The organism is Luteibacter sp. CQ10 (assembly GCF_040900725.1).
Classification (GTDB): Bacteria; Pseudomonadota; Gammaproteobacteria; order Xanthomonadales; family Rhodanobacteraceae; genus Luteibacter.
The window spans coordinates 576,827-593,406 of sequence record NZ_JAEUYM010000001.1 but is presented as its reverse complement, the minus strand read 5'-3'; the positions used below and the strand labels follow the sequence as shown (position 1 = coordinate 593,406).

The 16,580-nt window shown below is 67.7% G+C and carries 18 protein-coding genes; 3 read left to right on the top strand and 15 right to left on the bottom strand.

The features are described 5' to 3' along the window. Nucleotides 1–13: 13 nt before the first annotated feature. The 7 genes from folE2 to efp all read right to left on the bottom strand — a co-directional run bounded on the left by folE2 (nt 14) and on the right by efp (nt 5,564). Nucleotides 14–940 (bottom strand): GTP cyclohydrolase FolE2, encoded by a 927-nt coding sequence (gene folE2 / locus JNG39_RS02760; protein WP_368309533.1) that lies wholly within the window; start codon nt 938–940, stop codon nt 14–16. 94 nt (nt 941–1,034) lie between these two features. Then, nucleotides 1,035–1,871 (bottom strand): squalene/phytoene synthase family protein, encoded by an 837-nt coding sequence (locus tag JNG39_RS02755; protein ID WP_368309531.1) that lies wholly within the window; start codon nt 1,869–1,871, stop codon nt 1,035–1,037. Next, entirely contained in the window at nt 1,868–2,551 is a 684-nt protein-coding gene (locus JNG39_RS02750) for an HAD-IA family hydrolase (protein WP_368309530.1), read from the bottom strand. The genes JNG39_RS02755 and JNG39_RS02750 overlap by 4 nt, the downstream gene beginning before the upstream one ends. Further along, nucleotides 2,548–3,252: a bifunctional 2-polyprenyl-6-hydroxyphenol methylase/3-demethylubiquinol 3-O-methyltransferase UbiG gene (gene ubiG, locus JNG39_RS02745; RefSeq protein WP_368309529.1), complete on the bottom strand. Its 705-nt coding sequence runs from the start codon at nt 3,250–3,252 to the stop codon at nt 2,548–2,550. The genes JNG39_RS02750 and ubiG overlap by 4 nt, the downstream gene beginning before the upstream one ends. 10 nt (nt 3,253–3,262) lie before the next feature. Continuing rightward, on the bottom strand, nt 3,263–3,538 hold the full coding sequence (locus JNG39_RS02740) for a YciI family protein (protein ID WP_368309527.1): 276 nt from the start codon (nt 3,536–3,538) through the stop codon (nt 3,263–3,265). Continuing rightward, nucleotides 3,535–4,872 carry a TRZ/ATZ family hydrolase gene (locus tag JNG39_RS02735; protein ID WP_368309526.1) on the bottom strand — a complete coding sequence of 446 codons (1,338 nt, stop codon included), beginning with the start codon at nt 4,870–4,872 and terminating at the stop codon, nt 3,535–3,537. Before JNG39_RS02735 ends, JNG39_RS02740 begins: the two co-directional genes overlap by 4 nt. 110 nt (nt 4,873–4,982) lie before the next feature. After that, entirely contained in the window at nt 4,983–5,564 is a 582-nt protein-coding gene (gene efp, locus JNG39_RS02730; RefSeq protein ID WP_247374080.1) for an elongation factor P, read from the bottom strand. An 88-nt stretch (nt 5,565–5,652) separates the two neighbouring features. On the opposite strand from efp, the gene epmB reads away from it, so the two are divergent. Continuing rightward, nucleotides 5,653–6,678, top strand: a complete 1,026-nt coding sequence (gene epmB, locus JNG39_RS02725; protein ID WP_368309524.1) for an EF-P beta-lysylation protein EpmB — start codon at nt 5,653–5,655, stop codon at nt 6,676–6,678. Nucleotides 6,679–6,782: 104 nt separating this feature from the next. Further along, nucleotides 6,783–8,840 (top strand): EAL domain-containing protein, encoded by a 2,058-nt coding sequence (locus tag JNG39_RS02720; protein ID WP_368309522.1) that lies wholly within the window; start codon nt 6,783–6,785, stop codon nt 8,838–8,840. Between the two features lie 72 nt (nt 8,841–8,912). Here the strand turns inward: JNG39_RS02720 and rplS are convergent, their stop codons facing one another. From rplS to ffh, 5 genes are all read right to left on the bottom strand, one after another. Continuing rightward, complete coding sequence (gene rplS, locus JNG39_RS02715; protein ID WP_368309520.1) at nt 8,913–9,308, bottom strand: 50S ribosomal protein L19; 396 nt, start codon at nt 9,306–9,308, stop codon at nt 8,913–8,915. A 10-nt stretch (nt 9,309–9,318) separates the two neighbouring features. After that, a complete protein-coding gene (gene trmD, locus JNG39_RS02710) occupies nt 9,319–10,101 on the bottom strand; it encodes a tRNA (guanosine(37)-N1)-methyltransferase TrmD (RefSeq protein ID WP_368309518.1) in 783 nt (260 codons plus the stop codon). Between the two features lie 19 nt (nt 10,102–10,120). After that, nucleotides 10,121–10,636: a ribosome maturation factor RimM gene (gene rimM / locus JNG39_RS02705; protein WP_247374071.1), complete on the bottom strand. Its 516-nt coding sequence runs from the start codon at nt 10,634–10,636 to the stop codon at nt 10,121–10,123. Continuing rightward, nucleotides 10,636–10,887 carry a 30S ribosomal protein S16 gene (gene rpsP / locus JNG39_RS02700; protein WP_144910920.1) on the bottom strand — a complete coding sequence of 84 codons (252 nt, stop codon included), beginning with the start codon at nt 10,885–10,887 and terminating at the stop codon, nt 10,636–10,638. Before rpsP ends, rimM begins: the two co-directional genes overlap by 1 nt. A 187-nt stretch (nt 10,888–11,074) precedes the next feature. Next, nucleotides 11,075–12,457, bottom strand: coding sequence for a signal recognition particle protein (ffh, locus tag JNG39_RS02695; protein WP_144910922.1), 1,383 nt, complete (start codon nt 12,455–12,457; stop codon nt 11,075–11,077). 217 nt (nt 12,458–12,674) lie between these two features. Here ffh and JNG39_RS02690 point away from each other — a divergent pair, with 217 nt between their 5' ends. Then, nucleotides 12,675–13,472, top strand: coding sequence for an inner membrane protein YpjD (locus tag JNG39_RS02690; protein ID WP_368309516.1), 798 nt, complete (start codon nt 12,675–12,677; stop codon nt 13,470–13,472). Between the two features lie 40 nt (nt 13,473–13,512). Here the strand turns inward: JNG39_RS02690 and radA are convergent, their stop codons facing one another. The 3 genes from radA to JNG39_RS02675 form a co-directional block, all read right to left on the bottom strand. Further along, nucleotides 13,513–14,901 (bottom strand): DNA repair protein RadA, encoded by a 1,389-nt coding sequence (radA, locus tag JNG39_RS02685; protein ID WP_144910926.1) that lies wholly within the window; start codon nt 14,899–14,901, stop codon nt 13,513–13,515. Nucleotides 14,902–14,969: 68 nt separating this feature from the next. Next, entirely contained in the window at nt 14,970–16,058 is a 1,089-nt protein-coding gene (alr, locus tag JNG39_RS02680) for an alanine racemase (protein ID WP_368309515.1), read from the bottom strand. Further along, nucleotides 16,055–16,489, bottom strand: coding sequence for a hypothetical protein (locus tag JNG39_RS02675; protein WP_368309514.1), 435 nt, complete (start codon nt 16,487–16,489; stop codon nt 16,055–16,057). The genes alr and JNG39_RS02675 overlap by 4 nt, the downstream gene beginning before the upstream one ends. Nucleotides 16,490–16,580: the final 91 nt, after the last annotated feature.

Below are 16,580 nucleotides of genomic sequence, written 5' to 3'. Positions count from 1 at the left end.
GAAACAGGTCGCCTCAGCGTCGCACCTTGCTCGAAAACGCCACCGCGTCGTGCGGATGCAAACTTTCGTGATGCGCCACGCGCACGTGGAAGTCGGCGATGCCGTCGTCGGCGTCGAGGGTCTTCTGGATGCGGCGCGCGGCATCCTCGCAGAACATCAGGTTGCTGCCGTTGGCGAGCGCGAAGGCCTGCTCGTCGGCGCGCTTGACCGCGGTCTGCACCGGCGTGCCCAGCGCGGTTTCCACGCGGTCGATCATGCCGATGAGGTCGAAGGTACCGTCACCCGCCGGACGCACGCGGATCGTCGCCGTGCTGCGCTGGGCGTGCGGCGTGGCCACGATGCCCTGCTCCGTGCCCAGCCACGCGAGGACGGTCTCGCGATCCATCGACCGGTCGGCCGGGAACGCCTTGGCGAAGCTGTCCTGGATCAGCTGGCGCGACAATGCCGCCGACGCCGGGCACGTGGACGAATAGACCACGTCGGTGGTGATCTCGACATGGAACGCCTCGCCCTTCAGCGTGGCGTCGATGGTGATCGGATACGCGCGCCAGCCGCTGTTGTCGCTGCGCAATGCGCGGCGGCGTACGAGGTGTTCGAAGCCGATGGTGAGGCGCGCGTGGTCCGACAGCCCTTCGTGCGAACTGAGGAACTGCCCCAGCAAATCGCGAATGCCGCCGAGGGTGAGCGGCCCCGCGGACAAGGCCTCGGACACCAGCAGGTAGAGCCGCGACATATGGATGCCGCGCGCTTCGGACTTGTTGAGGTTGACGAACGCCCCCACCCGGGCACCCGTGGCACGCACGTCGCCGTCGCCGGCATCGAACGCCACCGGCATTTCCATGCCGTCCATGCCGACCCAGTCGAGCGTGCCGATCGCCAGGGCGTGCTCCTGCGAGGCCACGTCGGGCAGCAGGCGGGTCGGGGAATCTTGGATGTACATCGAAAAATCCTTGGAAAGGCCGTTACCGGCTCACGGCACCGACATGGGGCATGGAAGCGACAGGGTCAATGGTGAGTGCCGGGAAACGGTCCGTTCAGCCCAATCGTGCCGCGCGCCGCGCCGCGCGCCAGGCCCGGAAGGCCGTCGCCGGCCCCGTCCGCGACTGCCGGCGATGCAGCTCCGCGAACGGCTCGGCGGCGCGTGACGCGCCGTGCGCGGTCGCCAGGGCCGTGCGCCCTTCCAGGCCGCGAAACGTGCTCAGCGGCTCGCCCAGGGCCAGCGCGGCCCGGAGGCCCTTGGCGAGGTCGCCCAACTGCGCCCGCACGGCGTCGCGCCGCGCCGGGGAGTCGTCCTTCAGCTGCGCGCGCGACAGGCCATGGCGGGCCAGCCTCGACATCGGCAGCGGCAGCCGCTCGCGCTCGGCGTCGAGTTCGAGGCGCGACAAGGCGAACACCAGGTGCGACAACGTGGCCACGCGTGTCGCGGCCTCGGCCGGCGCATCGGCGCCGAACCACCAGGCGTTTTCCAGGGCGGCCAGGGCCCCGTGCATATGGCGGGCGGCCGCCACCTGGGCGTCGAAATCGGACGGCGTGCCCTGCTCCAGCTGCGCCATGGCGGCCAGCACCGGCGCCAGCCAGATGCCGGAGGGCACCTGTCTGGCCCGCGCGCTGGCGAACAGCACCTTGGTCAACGGATGGCGTCCGCCGCTGGCCGTCGCTCCGGAGAGTTCTTCCGCCCACCATTGGAGCTTGGCCGCCGCCACCTGCGGCTCGCGGATACCGTACGCCGAGGCGATGAGTTCCTGCTCGAAGGCGGCAAGCGCCACGTGCTCGTCGCGCGTGGCGACATCGACGAAACCCAACGCGATGCGCTGCTGCGGCTGCACCGCCAGCCACTTGTCGACGTAACTCTGGGTGGCGCCGTCGCTCACGCCGCCACCTCACCGAGCCCGCACAACGCCGCCAGTTCGTCGGGATGGTCGATCACCGCGTCGGCGTCCCAGTCGGACGGATCGCCGCCGTCGAGGTAACCCCAGCGCACGGCCACCGTATAGAGCCCGGCGGCGTGGCCGGCCTGCACGTCGCGACGGTCGTCGCCGACGAACACCGACCGCAGTGGATCGCAGCCGGCGATCGCGCAGGCGTGCAGCACGGGGGCGGGATCGGGCTTCTTCACCGGCAGCGTATCGCCCGAGACGACGGCGGCCGGCTTCCAGTGCGGCACCGCGCGGGGCAATAGCGCATCGGTGAGCGCGCCCGGCTTGTTCGTGACGATGCCCCAGCGGATGCCCGCCGTATCCAGACCCGCCAGCAACGGCTCGATGCCGTTGAAGGGATGCGAACCGTCGGTGCCCATCGTCGCTTCGTACAGCGCGAAGAACCGCGGTATCTGGGCAAGGATGGCGTCGGCGTCGAACTCGGGAAAGGTGACCGCGAGCATGGCCCGAGAGCCGCGGGAGACCACGGCCCGCACCGTGTCGTAAGGGGGAGCCTCGCGCCCCAGCTCGCCGCTGAGCGTCACGAGCGCCGCGTAGAGATCGCGCGCGCTGTCGAGCAAGGTGCCGTCGAGGTCGAAGAACACCCCTTCCGGCTTGAACGGCAGCGGCTTCACGAGGCCTTCCTCGCACAGAGCACGTAGTTGACCGAGGTATTGCCCGACAGGCTCGCGTTGCGGGTGATCGGGTTGTACGCCAGGCCCTTGATGTCTTCGAGTTCGAGGCCCGCGTGACGCAGCATCGCCGCCACCTCGGAAGGCTTGAGGAACTGCGCGTAGTGATGCGTGCCGCGCGGCAGCAGCCGCATGAGGTATTCGGCGCCGACGATGGCCGCGCCGAACGCGGCCGGGGTGCGGTTGAGGGTGGACAGGAACAGGCGGCCGCCCGGCTTCAGCAGGGCGGCGAGGTCGCGCACCAGCACGAGCGGATCGGGCACGTGCTCGATCAGCTCCATGCAGCACACGGCGTCGAACGTGCCGCCCTCGGCGTCGGCCAGCTCGGTGGACGACTGCACGCGATAGTCCACCGTGAGGTTGGACTCGAACAAGTGCAGCTTCGCGATCTCGATCAGCTTGGCGCCCAGGTCGATGGCGGTGACGTTCGCTCCCGCGCGCGCCAGCGCCTCGCTGAGCAGGCCGCCGCCGCAGCCGACGTCGGCCACCTTCGCGCCGCGCAGGTCGGCGAGGCCGGCCACGTAGGCGGCGCGCACGGGATTGAGGTCGTGCAGCGGACGGGATTCGCCGTCGGGGTCCCACCAGCGGGCGGCGAGTTTTTCGAAGCGGGCGATTTCTTCCGCACTGACGTTGGCATGTTGCATGACGAAAACCTCAGGAAAAACGGCGCACGCGCCACTCGTGCACGGTGAGCGTGGACGAACCGCTCGTGTGCAAGGGGTCGCCGTGCGCGATCTGCGTGGCGGTGGCTAGGTCCGTGGCGCGCAGGAGATAGGCGCCGCCGGTGCCGTCGGTGAACGGGCCGGTGAGTTCGAGCAGGTTCTGCTCGATCAGGTCGTCGAGGAACGCCTTGTGGGCTTCGCCCGCCGACGCCTGGAATTGCGGCGTACGCATGGCCATCACGAGATACAGGTGCATCGGGTCGCTCATGCCGGATCCTCCGCGGCGATGCGCTGGCGCCAGCCGCGCGCCTTCTCACGGATGGCGTCGACGTCGATGCCGACCAGTCGCTTGTCGGCCAACTTGCGCTGGCCGTCGATCCACACGTCGCTCACCTGGTGGCGCCCGGTGGCGTATACCAATTGCGAGGCCACATGGTACAGGGGCTGGGTTTCGAGGTCGTCGAGACGCACGGCGACGAGGTCGGCGCGCTTGCCCGGTTCGATCGAACCGACCTTCTCGCCTAGGCCGATGGCCTTGGCGCCATTGAGCGTGGCGGCACGCAGCGCCGAGGCGGCGTCGAAGGCGGCGGCGTCACCGGCCACGGCCTTGGCGAGCATCGCGGCGATACGCATCTCGCCGAACATGTCCAGGTCGTTGTTCGACGCGCAACCGTCGGTGCCGATGCACAGGTTGACGCCCGCGCGGCGCAGCTTCTCGGCCGGGCAGAAGCCCGAGGCCAGCTTGAGGTTGGATTCGGGGCAGTGCACCACCGATACGCCGGCGGCCGCGCACGCGGCGATCTCGCCGTCGGTCAGCTGGGTCATGTGCACCGCGATCAGGCGCTCGTTCAGCAGGCCCAGCGTCTTCAGGCGCTCGATCGGGCGCATGCCGTCCTTCGCCACCGCCTCGTCCACTTCCTGCGCGGTTTCGTGCGTGTGCAGGTGGATGGGAATGTCGAGCTGTTCGGCGAGCACGCGAATGCGCTCGAAGTTCTCGTCCGACACCGTGTACGGCGCGTGCGGTGCGAACGCCGTGCTCAGAAGCGATTCGCCGCGCAGCGAATCGTGCACCTCCACGGCGCGCTGGAAATACTCGTCGGAGGTCTTCGCCCATGGCGTGGGGAAATCGATGATGGGCAAGCCCACCACCGCGCGAAAGCCCATCTGCCGATAGGTGGCGGCGATCACATCGGGGAAGAAGTAGTTCTCGTTGGCGCAGGTGGTGCCGCCGCGGATCATCTCGGCCACGGCCAGCTCCACGCCGTCGCGGATGAAGTCCGGGCCCATCACGCGGCCCTCGGCCGGCCAGATGTGTTCCTGCAGCCAGGTCATCAGCGGCAGGTCGTCGGCGAGGCCGCGCAGCAGCGTCATGGGGTTGTGCGTGTGCGAGTTCACCAGGCCGGGGATCAGCGCGTGTTCGCCGAGCGACACGCGCTCCTTCGGAGCATAGAGAGAACGGGCCTCGTCGGCGGGCACGATCGCGACGATCGCGCCGTCGTTCACGATCACGGCGTGGTCGTCGAGCACGACGCCGTGCGGCTCCACCGGTACGACCCAGCGGGCCTCGATGAGAAGATCGACGGCAAGGGGGCTGCTGCTCATTGTCACCTCGTGGGTCGCGATGCGGGGACGGGCATCGCCTCATGGCCTATAAGCAAACGGCACGGCGCCCAGGGGGCGGCCGTGCCGTCGGAGTCGCGTAACGTACCGCCTTACTTGACGCGGCTGTCGTACTCGCCCGTGCGGGTATCGACCTTGATGACTTCGTCCTGGTTGACGAACAGCGGGACGCGGACCACGGCACCGGTTTCCAGCGTGGCCGGCTTGCCGCCGCCACCCGAGGTGTCGCCGCGGACGCCCGGGTCGGTCTCGACGATCTTCAGCTCGACGAACTTCGGCGCCTGGACGGCGATGATCTGGGTTTCGTTGAAGAGGGTGATCTGGCACTCCTCGTCGCCCTTGAGCCACTTCCAGGCGTCGCCCATGGCGGCCAGGTTGGCGCGGTACTGCTCGAAGGTTTCCGTGTGCATGAACACCCACTCGCGCTCGTTGCCGGTACCTTCGATGTACGAGAAGGTGGCGTCGGTATCGACGGCATTGGCCTCTTCGTACGAATCGCTCGACTTCAGGGTCAGCTCGGTGGTGCGGCCGTCCTTGAGGTTGCGCACGCGGATGCGGGTGAACGCCTGGCCCTTGCCCGGCTTGATGAAGTCGGCTTCGGTGATGACCCAGGGGTCGCCGTTGTGAAGGATCTTCTTGCCCGTTTTGACGTCATTGAGGCCAAGAGTCGCCATGCGTTTCGTGCTCCAGAGGTGAATCCGCCCGCCGGGCGGCTAAAATAGGGGGCTCTGAGGGGCCTTATGGCCCGCCCCAAGGCCCACCATGATAACCGCAAGCCCCCCGTCCCGCCTATCCACGCCCTCCCCGGGCTGGCGCGAGCTGTGGCGGGATGCCATCACCGATGCGGGCGAACTCCTCGCCGCCGTGGGTCTCGCCCAGCGCACCGACCTGCTTCCGCCCGACGACGCCGGCTTTCCCCTGCGGGTTCCGCGGGGTTTCGTGGCCCGGATGCGCCCGGGCGATCCGGACGACCCCCTGCTTCGCCAGGTGCTGCCGCGACGGGAAGAGCATGACCCGGCCGAGGGCTACACGGTGGACGCCGTGGGCGACATGGCGGCCAAGGCCGCCCATGGCCTGCTGCACAAGTACGACGGGCGTGCCCTGCTGATCGCCAGCGGCTCCTGCGCCGTGAATTGCCGGTACTGCTTTCGCCGGCATTTTCCCTACGGCGAGGAAATCGCCGCGGCCGCGCAGTGGCGCGAGGCCCTCGCCCACGTGGCCGCCGACACGTCGATCCGGGAGCTGATCCTTTCCGGCGGCGACCCGCTCTCCCTGGCCACGCACAAGCTCGAAGAGCTTACCCAGGGCCTCGCCGCCCTGCCGCACGTGATTCGACTGCGCATCCACACGCGCCTGCCGGTGGTGCTGCCAGAGCGCGTCGACGACGCCTTCACGCGCTGGCTTGCGGACCTGCCGCTGCAGAAGGTGGTCGTGCTGCACGCCAACCACGCCAACGAATTCGACGCGACGGTCGACGCCGCCTGCGCGCGCTTGCGCGAGGCGGGCGCCACCCTGCTCAACCAGTCGGTGCTGCTGGCCGGCGTCAACGACGATGCCGATGCGCTCGCCTCGCTGTGCGAGCGCTCGTTCGCGGCGGGCGTGCTGCCGTATTACCTGCACCAGCTCGACAAGGTCTCCGGCGCGGCGCATTTCGAGGTGTCCGACGAACGCGCCCTGGCCCTCGTCGAGAACCTGCGCGGTCGCCTGCCCGGCTATCTCGTCCCGAAACTGGTGCGTGAACTGCCTGGTGACCCGTCGAAGCGCCCCGTTGCCGATTCGGCGCGTTAGTATGTGAGCCTTCCGGTCGGCCAAGGTCGACCGGACCGCGTTGGGGGAGGCGGGGCCGGATGTTCCGGCGTCGCGGGGTGGACAAAGCGGGCAACCGGAACGGCATGAAACAAGACAACGTCATCAGGATCCTCTTCATCGAAGACTCGGTGGAAGACGCCGAGCTATTGATCAACGTCCTGCGCAACGGCGGCATCGCCGTTCGTCCCGCCAGGGCCATCGACGCGGAAGGCATCCGCGCCGCGCTCGACGACACCCATCCCGACCTGGTCCTCGTGAATCCGTCCGTTCCGGGCATCGACGCGGCGGCCGTGGCCCGCCAACTCAACGCGAGCGGGCGCGACATCGCCCTCATCGCCGTCGTGGACCACCTGGACGATTCGGTGGTCGACCTCGTCGCGGCCGGCGCGCGGGGCATCGCCTTGCGGCCGCGCTCCGAGCAGGTGCTGTCGGTGGTCCAGCGCGAGTTCGACTCCCTCTCCACGCGCCGCCAGGTGCGTCGCCTGGAAACCGCCCTGCGCGAGACGGAGCGGCGCTGCGACGCCCTGCTCGATTCTTCGCGCGACGCCATCGCCTACGTGCACGAAGGCATGCACGTGCGCGTGAACCAGGCCTACCTGGAAGCATTCGGTTTCGCCGAGGTCGACGACATCCTCGGCCTGCCCATCCTCGACCTCATCGCCGGCACCCATGCCGACGACTTCAAGAACGTGCTGCGCGGTCTTTCCCGCGGCGAACGCCCGGAGCCCATGGACCTGCTCGCCCGGCGCGACGACGGCGGCACCTTCAAGGCCAGGGCCGAGTTCGCCCAGGCCAATTTCGAAGGCGAAGCCTGCATCCAGATCGTTTTCCGCCAGCAGACGGTCGACCCTGCCCTCGTGGCCCAGTTGCAGCGCGACCCGGTCACCGGCCTGTTCAACCGCGCACGCACGCTCGAGTACATCGACGAGGCCGTGGCCGCCGCCGCCGCGGGACGCGAGGGCCAGGCGATCCTCCTGGTCGAGCCCGACAACTGGAAGGACATGATCGCCAGCGCCGGCCTGGGCAACGCCGACCCGCTGCTCGCCACCCTGGCGGCCAAGGTCCGCGAGTCCATCGACGACGACGACATCGCCGGCGTACTCGGCGACCACACCATTGGACTCGTGCTGGGCGCGCGCGGCGACATCGAGCATGCCGCTCTCGCCGAACGGCTGCGCACGACGGTGGCCGAACAGATCTTCGACGTGGGCAGCCGCTCGCTGACGGTCAGCGTCACCATCGGCGGCACGCTACTGGCCGAGAAGAACGCCAATACCGACACCGTGCTCGAACAAGCCAGCACGGCGCTGCGCAACGCCCAGAACCAGGGCGGCAACCGCGTGGAGCTGCACGACCCCAGCGCCCGCGAAAAGGCGGATGCCGAGCGGGAACAGTATTGGCTGGACCTGGTCCGCGAAGCCCTCGCCGAAGACGGGCTGCGCCTCTACCACCAGCAGATCATCAGCCTGCAGGATGCCGCCGGCGAGTTCTACGAAATCCTCGTTCGCATGCGCGGCCCGAAAGGCGACGTGTTGCCGTCGTACTTCCTGCCGGTCGCCGAACGCAACGGCCTGCTCCCCGCCATCGACCGCTGGGTACTGGGCCACGCGATCGATGCCCTGGCCCACCGCGAAAACGACGGCCTCACCACCACCTACTTCGTGAAGATCACGATGCAGTCGGTGGAAGACCCCGACCTGCTTCCATGGCTCAAGCGCCGCCTGGAAACGGCGAACCTGCGCCGCAGCACCCTTGTGGTGGAAATGCCCGAGTCGAAGGTGCTCAACCGCCTGCGACCCGTGCAGGAGTTCGTCAGCGGCTGGCGCAAGTCGGGCGGCCGGTTCGCCATCGAGCAGTTCGGATCGGGCCTCAACTCGTTCCAGATGCTCACCCACCTCGAGGCCGATTACCTCAAGATCGACCGCAGCTTCATGACCGACCTGCCGCAGCATCCCGAGAACCAGAAGAAGATCGCGGAGATCTGCAAGGAAGGCCATGCCTCGGGCAAGCAGACCGTGGCCGAATGGGTGGAGGATGCCGTCAGCACCTCGCTGCTGTTCGCCTGCGGCGTCGATTTCGTGCAGGGCAACTTCCTGCAGGAGCCGGCGAAGGTGCTGGCCGAGGAATACATGCCGATCTAGCGGCGCCGCCCGTCCGGGCATGAAAAAGCCCGCGATCGCTCGCGGGCTTTTTCGTTGCCTCTCACCAACCGATTACTCGGCGGCGGCGGCAGCCTTCTTCGCGGCCTTGGCGGCAGCGGCGGCGGCGATGTCTTCCTTGATGCGGGCGGCCTTGCCTTCCAGACCACGCAGGAAGTACAGCTTGGCGCCGCGGACCTTACCCTTGCGCTTGACTTCGACCGAGTCGATGGCGCGGCTGTGGCTCTGGAACACGCGCTCGACGCCGGTACCGTGCGAGATCTTGCGCACGGTGAAGGCGGAGTGCAGCCCACGGCTGCGCTTGGCGATGACGACGCCCTCGAACGCCTGGACGCGCTCGCGGTTACCTTCCTTCACCTTCACATTCACGACCACGGTGTCGCCAGGGCCGAAATCCGGAAGCTGGCGGGTGATCTGCTCGGATTCGAACTGTTGGAGGAGTTTGTTCATGACGCACCTGTCAGTTTTCGTTACGGCGGTCGTTTCCGGCCGCACCGTTTGGCCGTGCATATTCACGGCGGAATTCATCCAGCAATGCCCTCGACTCGTCGTCGAGTACACGCTGCGTTAGCAAGTCCGGCCGGCGCAGCCAGGTTCGACCTAGCGACTGCTTGCGACGCCAGCGGCGAATGGCCGCGTGATCGCCGGAAAGCAGCACCTCCGGCACGCCGCCCCACGCATCGTGATGCACGGGACGGGTGTAATGCGGGCAATCCAGAAGGCCGTCCGAGAACGAATCCTGCTGGGCGGACTGCGCGTCGTTCAACGCGCCTTCCTGTAGACGACCCACCGCATCGATGACCACCGCTGCGCCGAGTTCCCCGCCAGACAGCACATAATCGCCGATTGAAAGCTCTTCGTCGACCTCGTGCTCGAGCAGGCGTTCGTCCACACCCTCGTAACGTCCGCAGATCAGGGCGATTCGCGGCATGGCCGCCAGCGCCTCCACCCGTTTCTGCGTCAGCCGCGCTCCTTGCGGGCTGAGGTAAATCACATGCACCGGTTCCGGTGCCGCCTCGCGAATCGCCACGAGCGCCGCTCGCAGGGGTTCGATCAGCATCACCATGCCGGGTCCACCACCGAAGGGGCGGCCATCCACGGTGCGATAGTTGTCGGTGGCGAAATCCCGCGGATTCCAGGCTTCCACCTGGAGCAGCTCACGCTGCTGCGCCCTTCCGACCACCCCGATCGCGGCCGACTGGCGGACGAAATCGGGAAACAGCGAAACCACGTCGATGCGCATGATCTTCAGCAGTCGCTGTTCAGAATTCAGGATCCCAGTCCACCACGATGCGTCCACTGTCGAAATCGACCGAATGCACGTAGGGGCCCTGGACGAACGGAACCAGTCGCTCCCTTTCGCCGTCCTTCACCACCATGACGTCGTTGGCGCCCGTGGAGAACAGATGGCTGACCCGACCCAGATGCACGTTTTCCGTGGTGACGACCTCGAGGTTTTCGAGATCGACCCAGTAGAACTCACCCGGAGCGGGCGGCGGCAGCACGTCGCGCGAGACGGTGATCTCGCAACCGACCAGCGCAGCCGCCTGATCGCGATCCGTGATGCCCGGCAGGGAGGCGACGATGCCCTTGCCCTGCGCGTTCCCACGGATTCCGCTCATCTCCCGGTTCACGCCCGGCGCGGTGAGCAGCCAGGGCTGGTAACGGAAGATCTGGATGCGGGGTTCGGTCCAGCTTTCGAGCTTGACCTGACCCTGCACGCCATGGAGCCCGACAATGCGTCCTACGCGGACGCGCTTCCCGGACTCCGTCGACATCAAGCCGCCAGCTTGCCGGCTTCCTTCACGAGGGCGCGGACCTTATCGGTCAGCTGAGCGCCCTTGGCGACCCAGGCCTGGACCTTGGCGACGTCGAGCTCGAGGCGCTTGTCGGCGCCCGAAGCGACCGGGTTGTAATAACCGACGCGTTCGATGTTGCGACCGTCGCGCGGGGCGCGCTGGTCGGTCACGACGATGTGATAAAACGGACGGCCCTTGGCGCCACCGCGCGAAAGACGAATCTTGACCATAAGTTACGAGCTCCAGAGTGCCGGGTACCGGCAAGGCGCGCGCGAGAAGCGGGCGCGGTAAAGCCGGACATTTTAGCGAAAGTTTTGAAAAAGGGAAGAGCGTAAGAAAGTAAACCGTGAACGGTGAGCTGCCGCCGCCGACTTCACGACAGGGGCTCCTACTTACGCTTCACTCCGCCGGGGCGTATCAGCGACCCGGCGGCATCATGCCGCCCATGCCGCCCATGCCCTTCATGGCGCCACGCATCTGGCGCAGAAGGCCCTTGCTGCCGCCCTTGGACAGCTTGGACATCATTTTCTCCATCTGCATGTACTGCTTGAGCAGGCGGTTGACGTCGGCCGGCTGGGTGCCGGAACCGCGCGCCACGCGGGCCTTGCGCGAGCCGTTCAGGAGATCCGGATGGCGGCGCTCCTTCTTGGTCATCGACCCGATTATGGCGACCATCTTCTTCAGTTCGCCGTCGTTGACCTTGGATTTCACGCTGTCGGGAATGCTGGACATGCCCGGCAATTTGTCCATGAGGCCGGCCAGGCCGCCCATGTTGTTCATCTGCTCGAGCTGGTCTCGCATGTCGTTGAGATCGAAGCGCTTACCCTTGATGACCTTCTCGGCCAGCTTCTGCGCCTTCTCCTGGTCGACCTTGCGCTCCACCTCTTCCACGAGCGAGAGCACATCGCCCATGCCGAGGATGCGCTGGGCCACGCGATCGGGGTGGAACGGCTCGAGGGCGTCGGACTTCTCGCCGGCGCCGAGGAACTTGATCGGGCGCCCCGTGACGTAGCGCACCGACAGCGCGGCACCGCCACGGGCGTCACCGTCGGTCTTGGTGAGCACCACGCCGGTGAGCGGCAGGGCATCGGAGAAGGCCTTGGCGACGTTGGCGGCGTCCTGACCGGTCATCGAGTCGACGACGAACAGGGTTTCGATGGGGTCGATCGCCGCGTGCAGGGACTTGATCTCCTGCATCATCGCCTCGTCGACGTGCAGGCGGCCGGCGGTATCCACCAGCAGCACGTCGATCACCTCGCGACGGGCGGCGGCGACGGCGGCCCGGGCGATCTCGACGGGATCCTGCCCGGCCTCGGACGGGAAGAACGAGACCTCGACCTGGGAGGCCAGCGTGCGCAGCTGCTCGATGGCGGCGGGACGGTAGACGTCGCAGCTGACCACCATCACGCGCTTCTTCTTGCGCTCTTTGAGGAAGCGGGCGAGCTTGCCTACCGTGGTGGTCTTGCCCGCGCCCTGCAGGCCGGCCATGAGCACGACGGCGGGCGGCTGCGCGGCGAGGTTCAGCTCGCTGTTGGCCACGCCCATCACGGCGGTGAGCTCGTCGCTGACGACCTTTACCAATGCCTGGCCCGGCGAGAGGCTCTTGAGCACCTCCTGGCCGACGGCGCGCACCTTCACGCGCTCGACCAGGGCCTTCACCACCGGCAGGGCGACGTCGGCCTCGAGCAGGGCGATGCGCACCTCGCGCAGGGTCTCGCGGATGTTTTCCTCGGTCAGCCGGCCGCGACCACGCAAGCGGTTGACGGTATCGGAGAGACGTTGGCTGAGCGATTCGAACATGGCGGGGAGACTTCGGAGGGTGACAGCGAATTATAGCGGATGCGGGATGGGGAGGTGGGGTCACGGCCGCCAAGGCCAGGGGCAAGCGTCCAGGAAAGCATGGCCGCGCATGGGCCGCGTCGTCGGGCTGGGTGCCCGGCCCCGCGTCTCTATCCGTGCCCCAGGTGCCACCATGTCGCATTCACGCCTCATGGCCGCTATGCCACACTGCGCATCCATGATCGTGATCGCCCTCTCGCTGGCTGCCATCTTCCTCTACCTGTGCGCCGCGGGCGTACTGGCGCGCCCGCTCGTTACGGGCGGCCAGCCGCTCGCGCGCTCGGGCATGGCACTCGCCTGCCTCGCCGCCCTGGCCCACGCGGCCGTTTTGTTGAGCGCCCATCGCGGCACGCTCGACCTTCACTTCTTCGCCGCCCTGTCACTCGTCGCGTGGATCGCATCGACACTCACCCTCGCGGTGAACCTGTCGCGGCCGGTGGCCGGGTTGGGCATCCTGGTCTTTCCGCTGGCGGCGATTTTCCTCGCCATGGACACCTTCCTCGCCCCGCCCACGGCGCCGGAATCGATGACCTGGCAGATCGAGCTGCACGTCACCATCGCCGTGCTGGCCTTCGGCATCCTCTCCATCGCGGCGGCCCTGGCCATCCTGCTCGCCATCCAGGAGCGCGCGCTGCGGCGCAGCCGCTTCGGTCACTGGCTGCGCGCCCTGCCCCCGCTGACACTTACCGAAATCCTGCTATTCCGCCTCATCGGCGTCGGCTTCGTCCTGCTCACGCTCACGCTGGTGACCGGCGCCCTCTTCGTCGGCGATCTTTTCAGCCAGCACCTGGTGCACAAGACGGTGCTCTCCATCGTGGCCTGGATCGTCTTCGGCGTGCTGCTGTGGGGGCGCTGGCGTCACGGCTGGCGCGGCATTCGCGCGGTGAATCTCACCTTGATCGGCATGGGCATCCTGTTGCTGGCGTTCTTCGGCACCAAGCTCGTGCTGGAGTTGATCCTGCATCGCACGGCTTGATCGCGACAATCCACGTCGCCGCGAGCACCCGCGAAGCGCGTTACTCCCGGCTGGCGTCGATCGCCTGCGAAAGCCGCTCCACGCCGATCACTTCCATCTCGCCCACCCGACCCTTGCGCGGCGCGTTGGCGGCAGGCACCACGGCACGCCGAAAACCATGCGTGGCCGCCTCTTTCAGGCGCTCCTCGCCGTTGGGCACGGGCCGGATCTCACCCGACAGACCGACCTCGCCGAAGGCGATGGTCTTCTCCGGCAAGGGACGGTCGCGCAGGCTGGACAGCACCGCCATCAGCACGGGCACGTCGGAGGCGGTTTCCTGCACGCGGATGCCGCCGACGACGTTGACGAAGACGTCCTGGTCGTAGGCCGCCACGCCACCGTGGCGATGAAGCACCGCCAGCAGCATCGCGAGACGGTTCTGCTCCAGACCCAACACCACGCGTCGCGGATTGCCCAGCGACGACTGGTCGACCAGCGCCTGCACCTCGACCAATAACGGGCGCGTACCCTCACGCGTGACCATCACCGCGCTGCCTGGCGTAGGCCCCGCATGCGCCGAAAGGAAGATCGCCGAGGGATTGGGCACTTCGCGCAGGCCTTTTTCCGACATGGCGAACACGCCCAGCTCGTTCACCGCGCCGAAACGGTTCTTGAAAGCACGCAGCACACGGAAGCGACTGCCGGATTCGCCCTCGAAATAAAGCACCGCATCGACCATGTGCTCGAGCACGCGCGGGCCGGCGATGCCACCCTCCTTCGTGACATGGCCGACGAGGAACACCGACGTACCGGTTTCCTTGGCGAAACGGGTGAGCTTGGCGGCCGACTCGCGCACCTGGCTCACCGAGCCCGGCGCCGCGGTGAGCAGTTCGGTCCAGATCGTCTGGATGGAGTCGATGACGAGTACGCGCGGACGGGCCGCCGCCGCTTGCTCGAGAATGCGCTCGATGCAGGTTTCGGCCAGGGCGTGGAGCGGTGCCAGCGGAAGATCGAGACGCTGCGCACGGCCGGCCACCTGCGCCAGCGACTCCTCACCCGTGACGTACAGGCTGGGCAGTACGGCCCCGAGGGTACCGAGCATCTGCAGGAGCAACGTCGACTTGCCGATGCCCGGGTCACCGCCGATCAGCACCACCGAGCCGTCGACCAGGCCGCCGCCCAGCACGCGGTCGAGCTCGCCGATGCCCGTGTGGGTGCGCGCCTCCGCCGTCAGCAGCACCTCGGTCAGCGGCGTGATCTTCGGCGAACCCGCGGCGTCGCCGGCATAACCGCCGCGTCGCGCCCCGGTGGATACGGCGGCCGGCTTCGCCGGCTGCACCACGAACTCGGAGAGCACGTTCCACTCGCCGCATTCGGCGCATTGACCCTGCCACTTGCTGTGCTCGGCGCCGCACTGGGTGCAGACGTAGGCGGTCTTGGCCTTGGCCATGGGATTCGTTCTCGCTCGAAAGACTGCCTATATAACGCGAGCGCGTCGCAGGAAGCGATACGCGGGCATCAGGCGTCGTCCTCGGCGAAGAGTACGCGACGGGTCATGCCGCAGGTAAGGTCATAGGAAATCGTGCCGGCGGAGGCGGCAACGACCTCCACGGGCAGGCCCTCGCCCCACAACGTCACGCGATCGCCGACCCGTGCCGCGGGCGCGCCGCGCAGGTCGATGGTGATGAGATCCATCGACACGCGACCGACGATCGACGCGGCGACACCCTCGACGAGCACCGGCGTGCCGATGGCCGCGCTGCGCGGATAGCCGTCGCCGTAGCCGATGGCCGCGACGCCGATGGCCATGTCCTCGGGGCATGCGTAGGTGCCGTTGTATCCCACCCGCTCGCCCTTCGCGAGACGGTTGATGGCCACGAGCCGCGTGGTCAGCGTCATCGCGGGCCGGAAGCCGAAATCCGCGCCCGATTTGCCGTCCACCACCGAGAGGCCATACAACAGCCCGCCCACCCGCACCCAGTCGCCGCGCGCGTCGGGCCAGCCCAGCACCGCGGCGGAATTGGAAAGGGCGCGCGGCCCCGGCAAGCCGTCGGTCACGCTACGGAACCGTTCGATCTGCGACGCGGTGTCCACGCCCTCGAATACCTCGGACGAGGCGAAATGCGTCATCAGCCCGACCTCGGCATCCACCGCCGGCATCGTGCGCAACGCGGCATGGACCTCGCGCGCACGTTCCGGCGGAAAACCGAGCCGGTGCATGCCCGTATCGATCTTCAGCCAGACACGTAACGGACCGCGCGCGGGATCGGCCTTCGCCAACCAGGGCAGCTGCGTATCGTGATGGACGAGCGCATCGAGTTGCAGCCGCTGCATTTCCGCGATGTCGGACGGCGCATCCGGCCCGGAAAGCACCACGATACGCTGCCGATGCCCCGCCGCACGCAGGCGCAGGCCATCGGCGATGGAGGCCACGGCGAACGCCCCGGCATCGCCGTCGAGCGCCCGGGCCACGCGCTCCAGGCCATGCCCATACGCATCGGCCTTCACCACCGCCATCACGTTCGCGCGGCCCGCGAGTTCGCGAACCCGCGCGAGGTTATGGCGCAAGGCACCGAGGTGGATGGTGGCGACGGTGGTACGACTCATGACGAAATACGACGGGACGGCAAAGGACGACGCAGTCTAGCGGCAACGCCCGGCCCGACGCATGGCGCGATTGTGGCGGACGGCGGCCATCCGTCCGCTACCGTCCTTCCACCGAGACCCAGGCCACCGGCTTCCTTGTTGCTGGCGGTCATGTCCGGAACCACCACGTCATCGGCCGCCTTGATCTGCCCCTTGCCCATATTGGAGCCACCGCGCAACTGGCCGCCCGAGGCGAGCTCGCGCTCACGCATGGCCGCGTTCATGCCCATGCCACGATCGACGAGGGTGAAACACGCCGACTTCGCGACGAAGACCTTGATGAGCTTGGTCGGCGACGGTAGCTGCTGTTGTGTCCACCCATGCACGTCGCCCTCCGGTTCCACCACCGACATGCTGCCGATCTTTTTTGCACAGTGGGGAATGGCGGCCACCTTGGCTTCGCGTTCGCGCTGCGACGTCACCCACCATCGGGTTGGCGGCGTCGCACGCGGTCAAAGCGATCGTGGTGCCGATGGCTGCTGC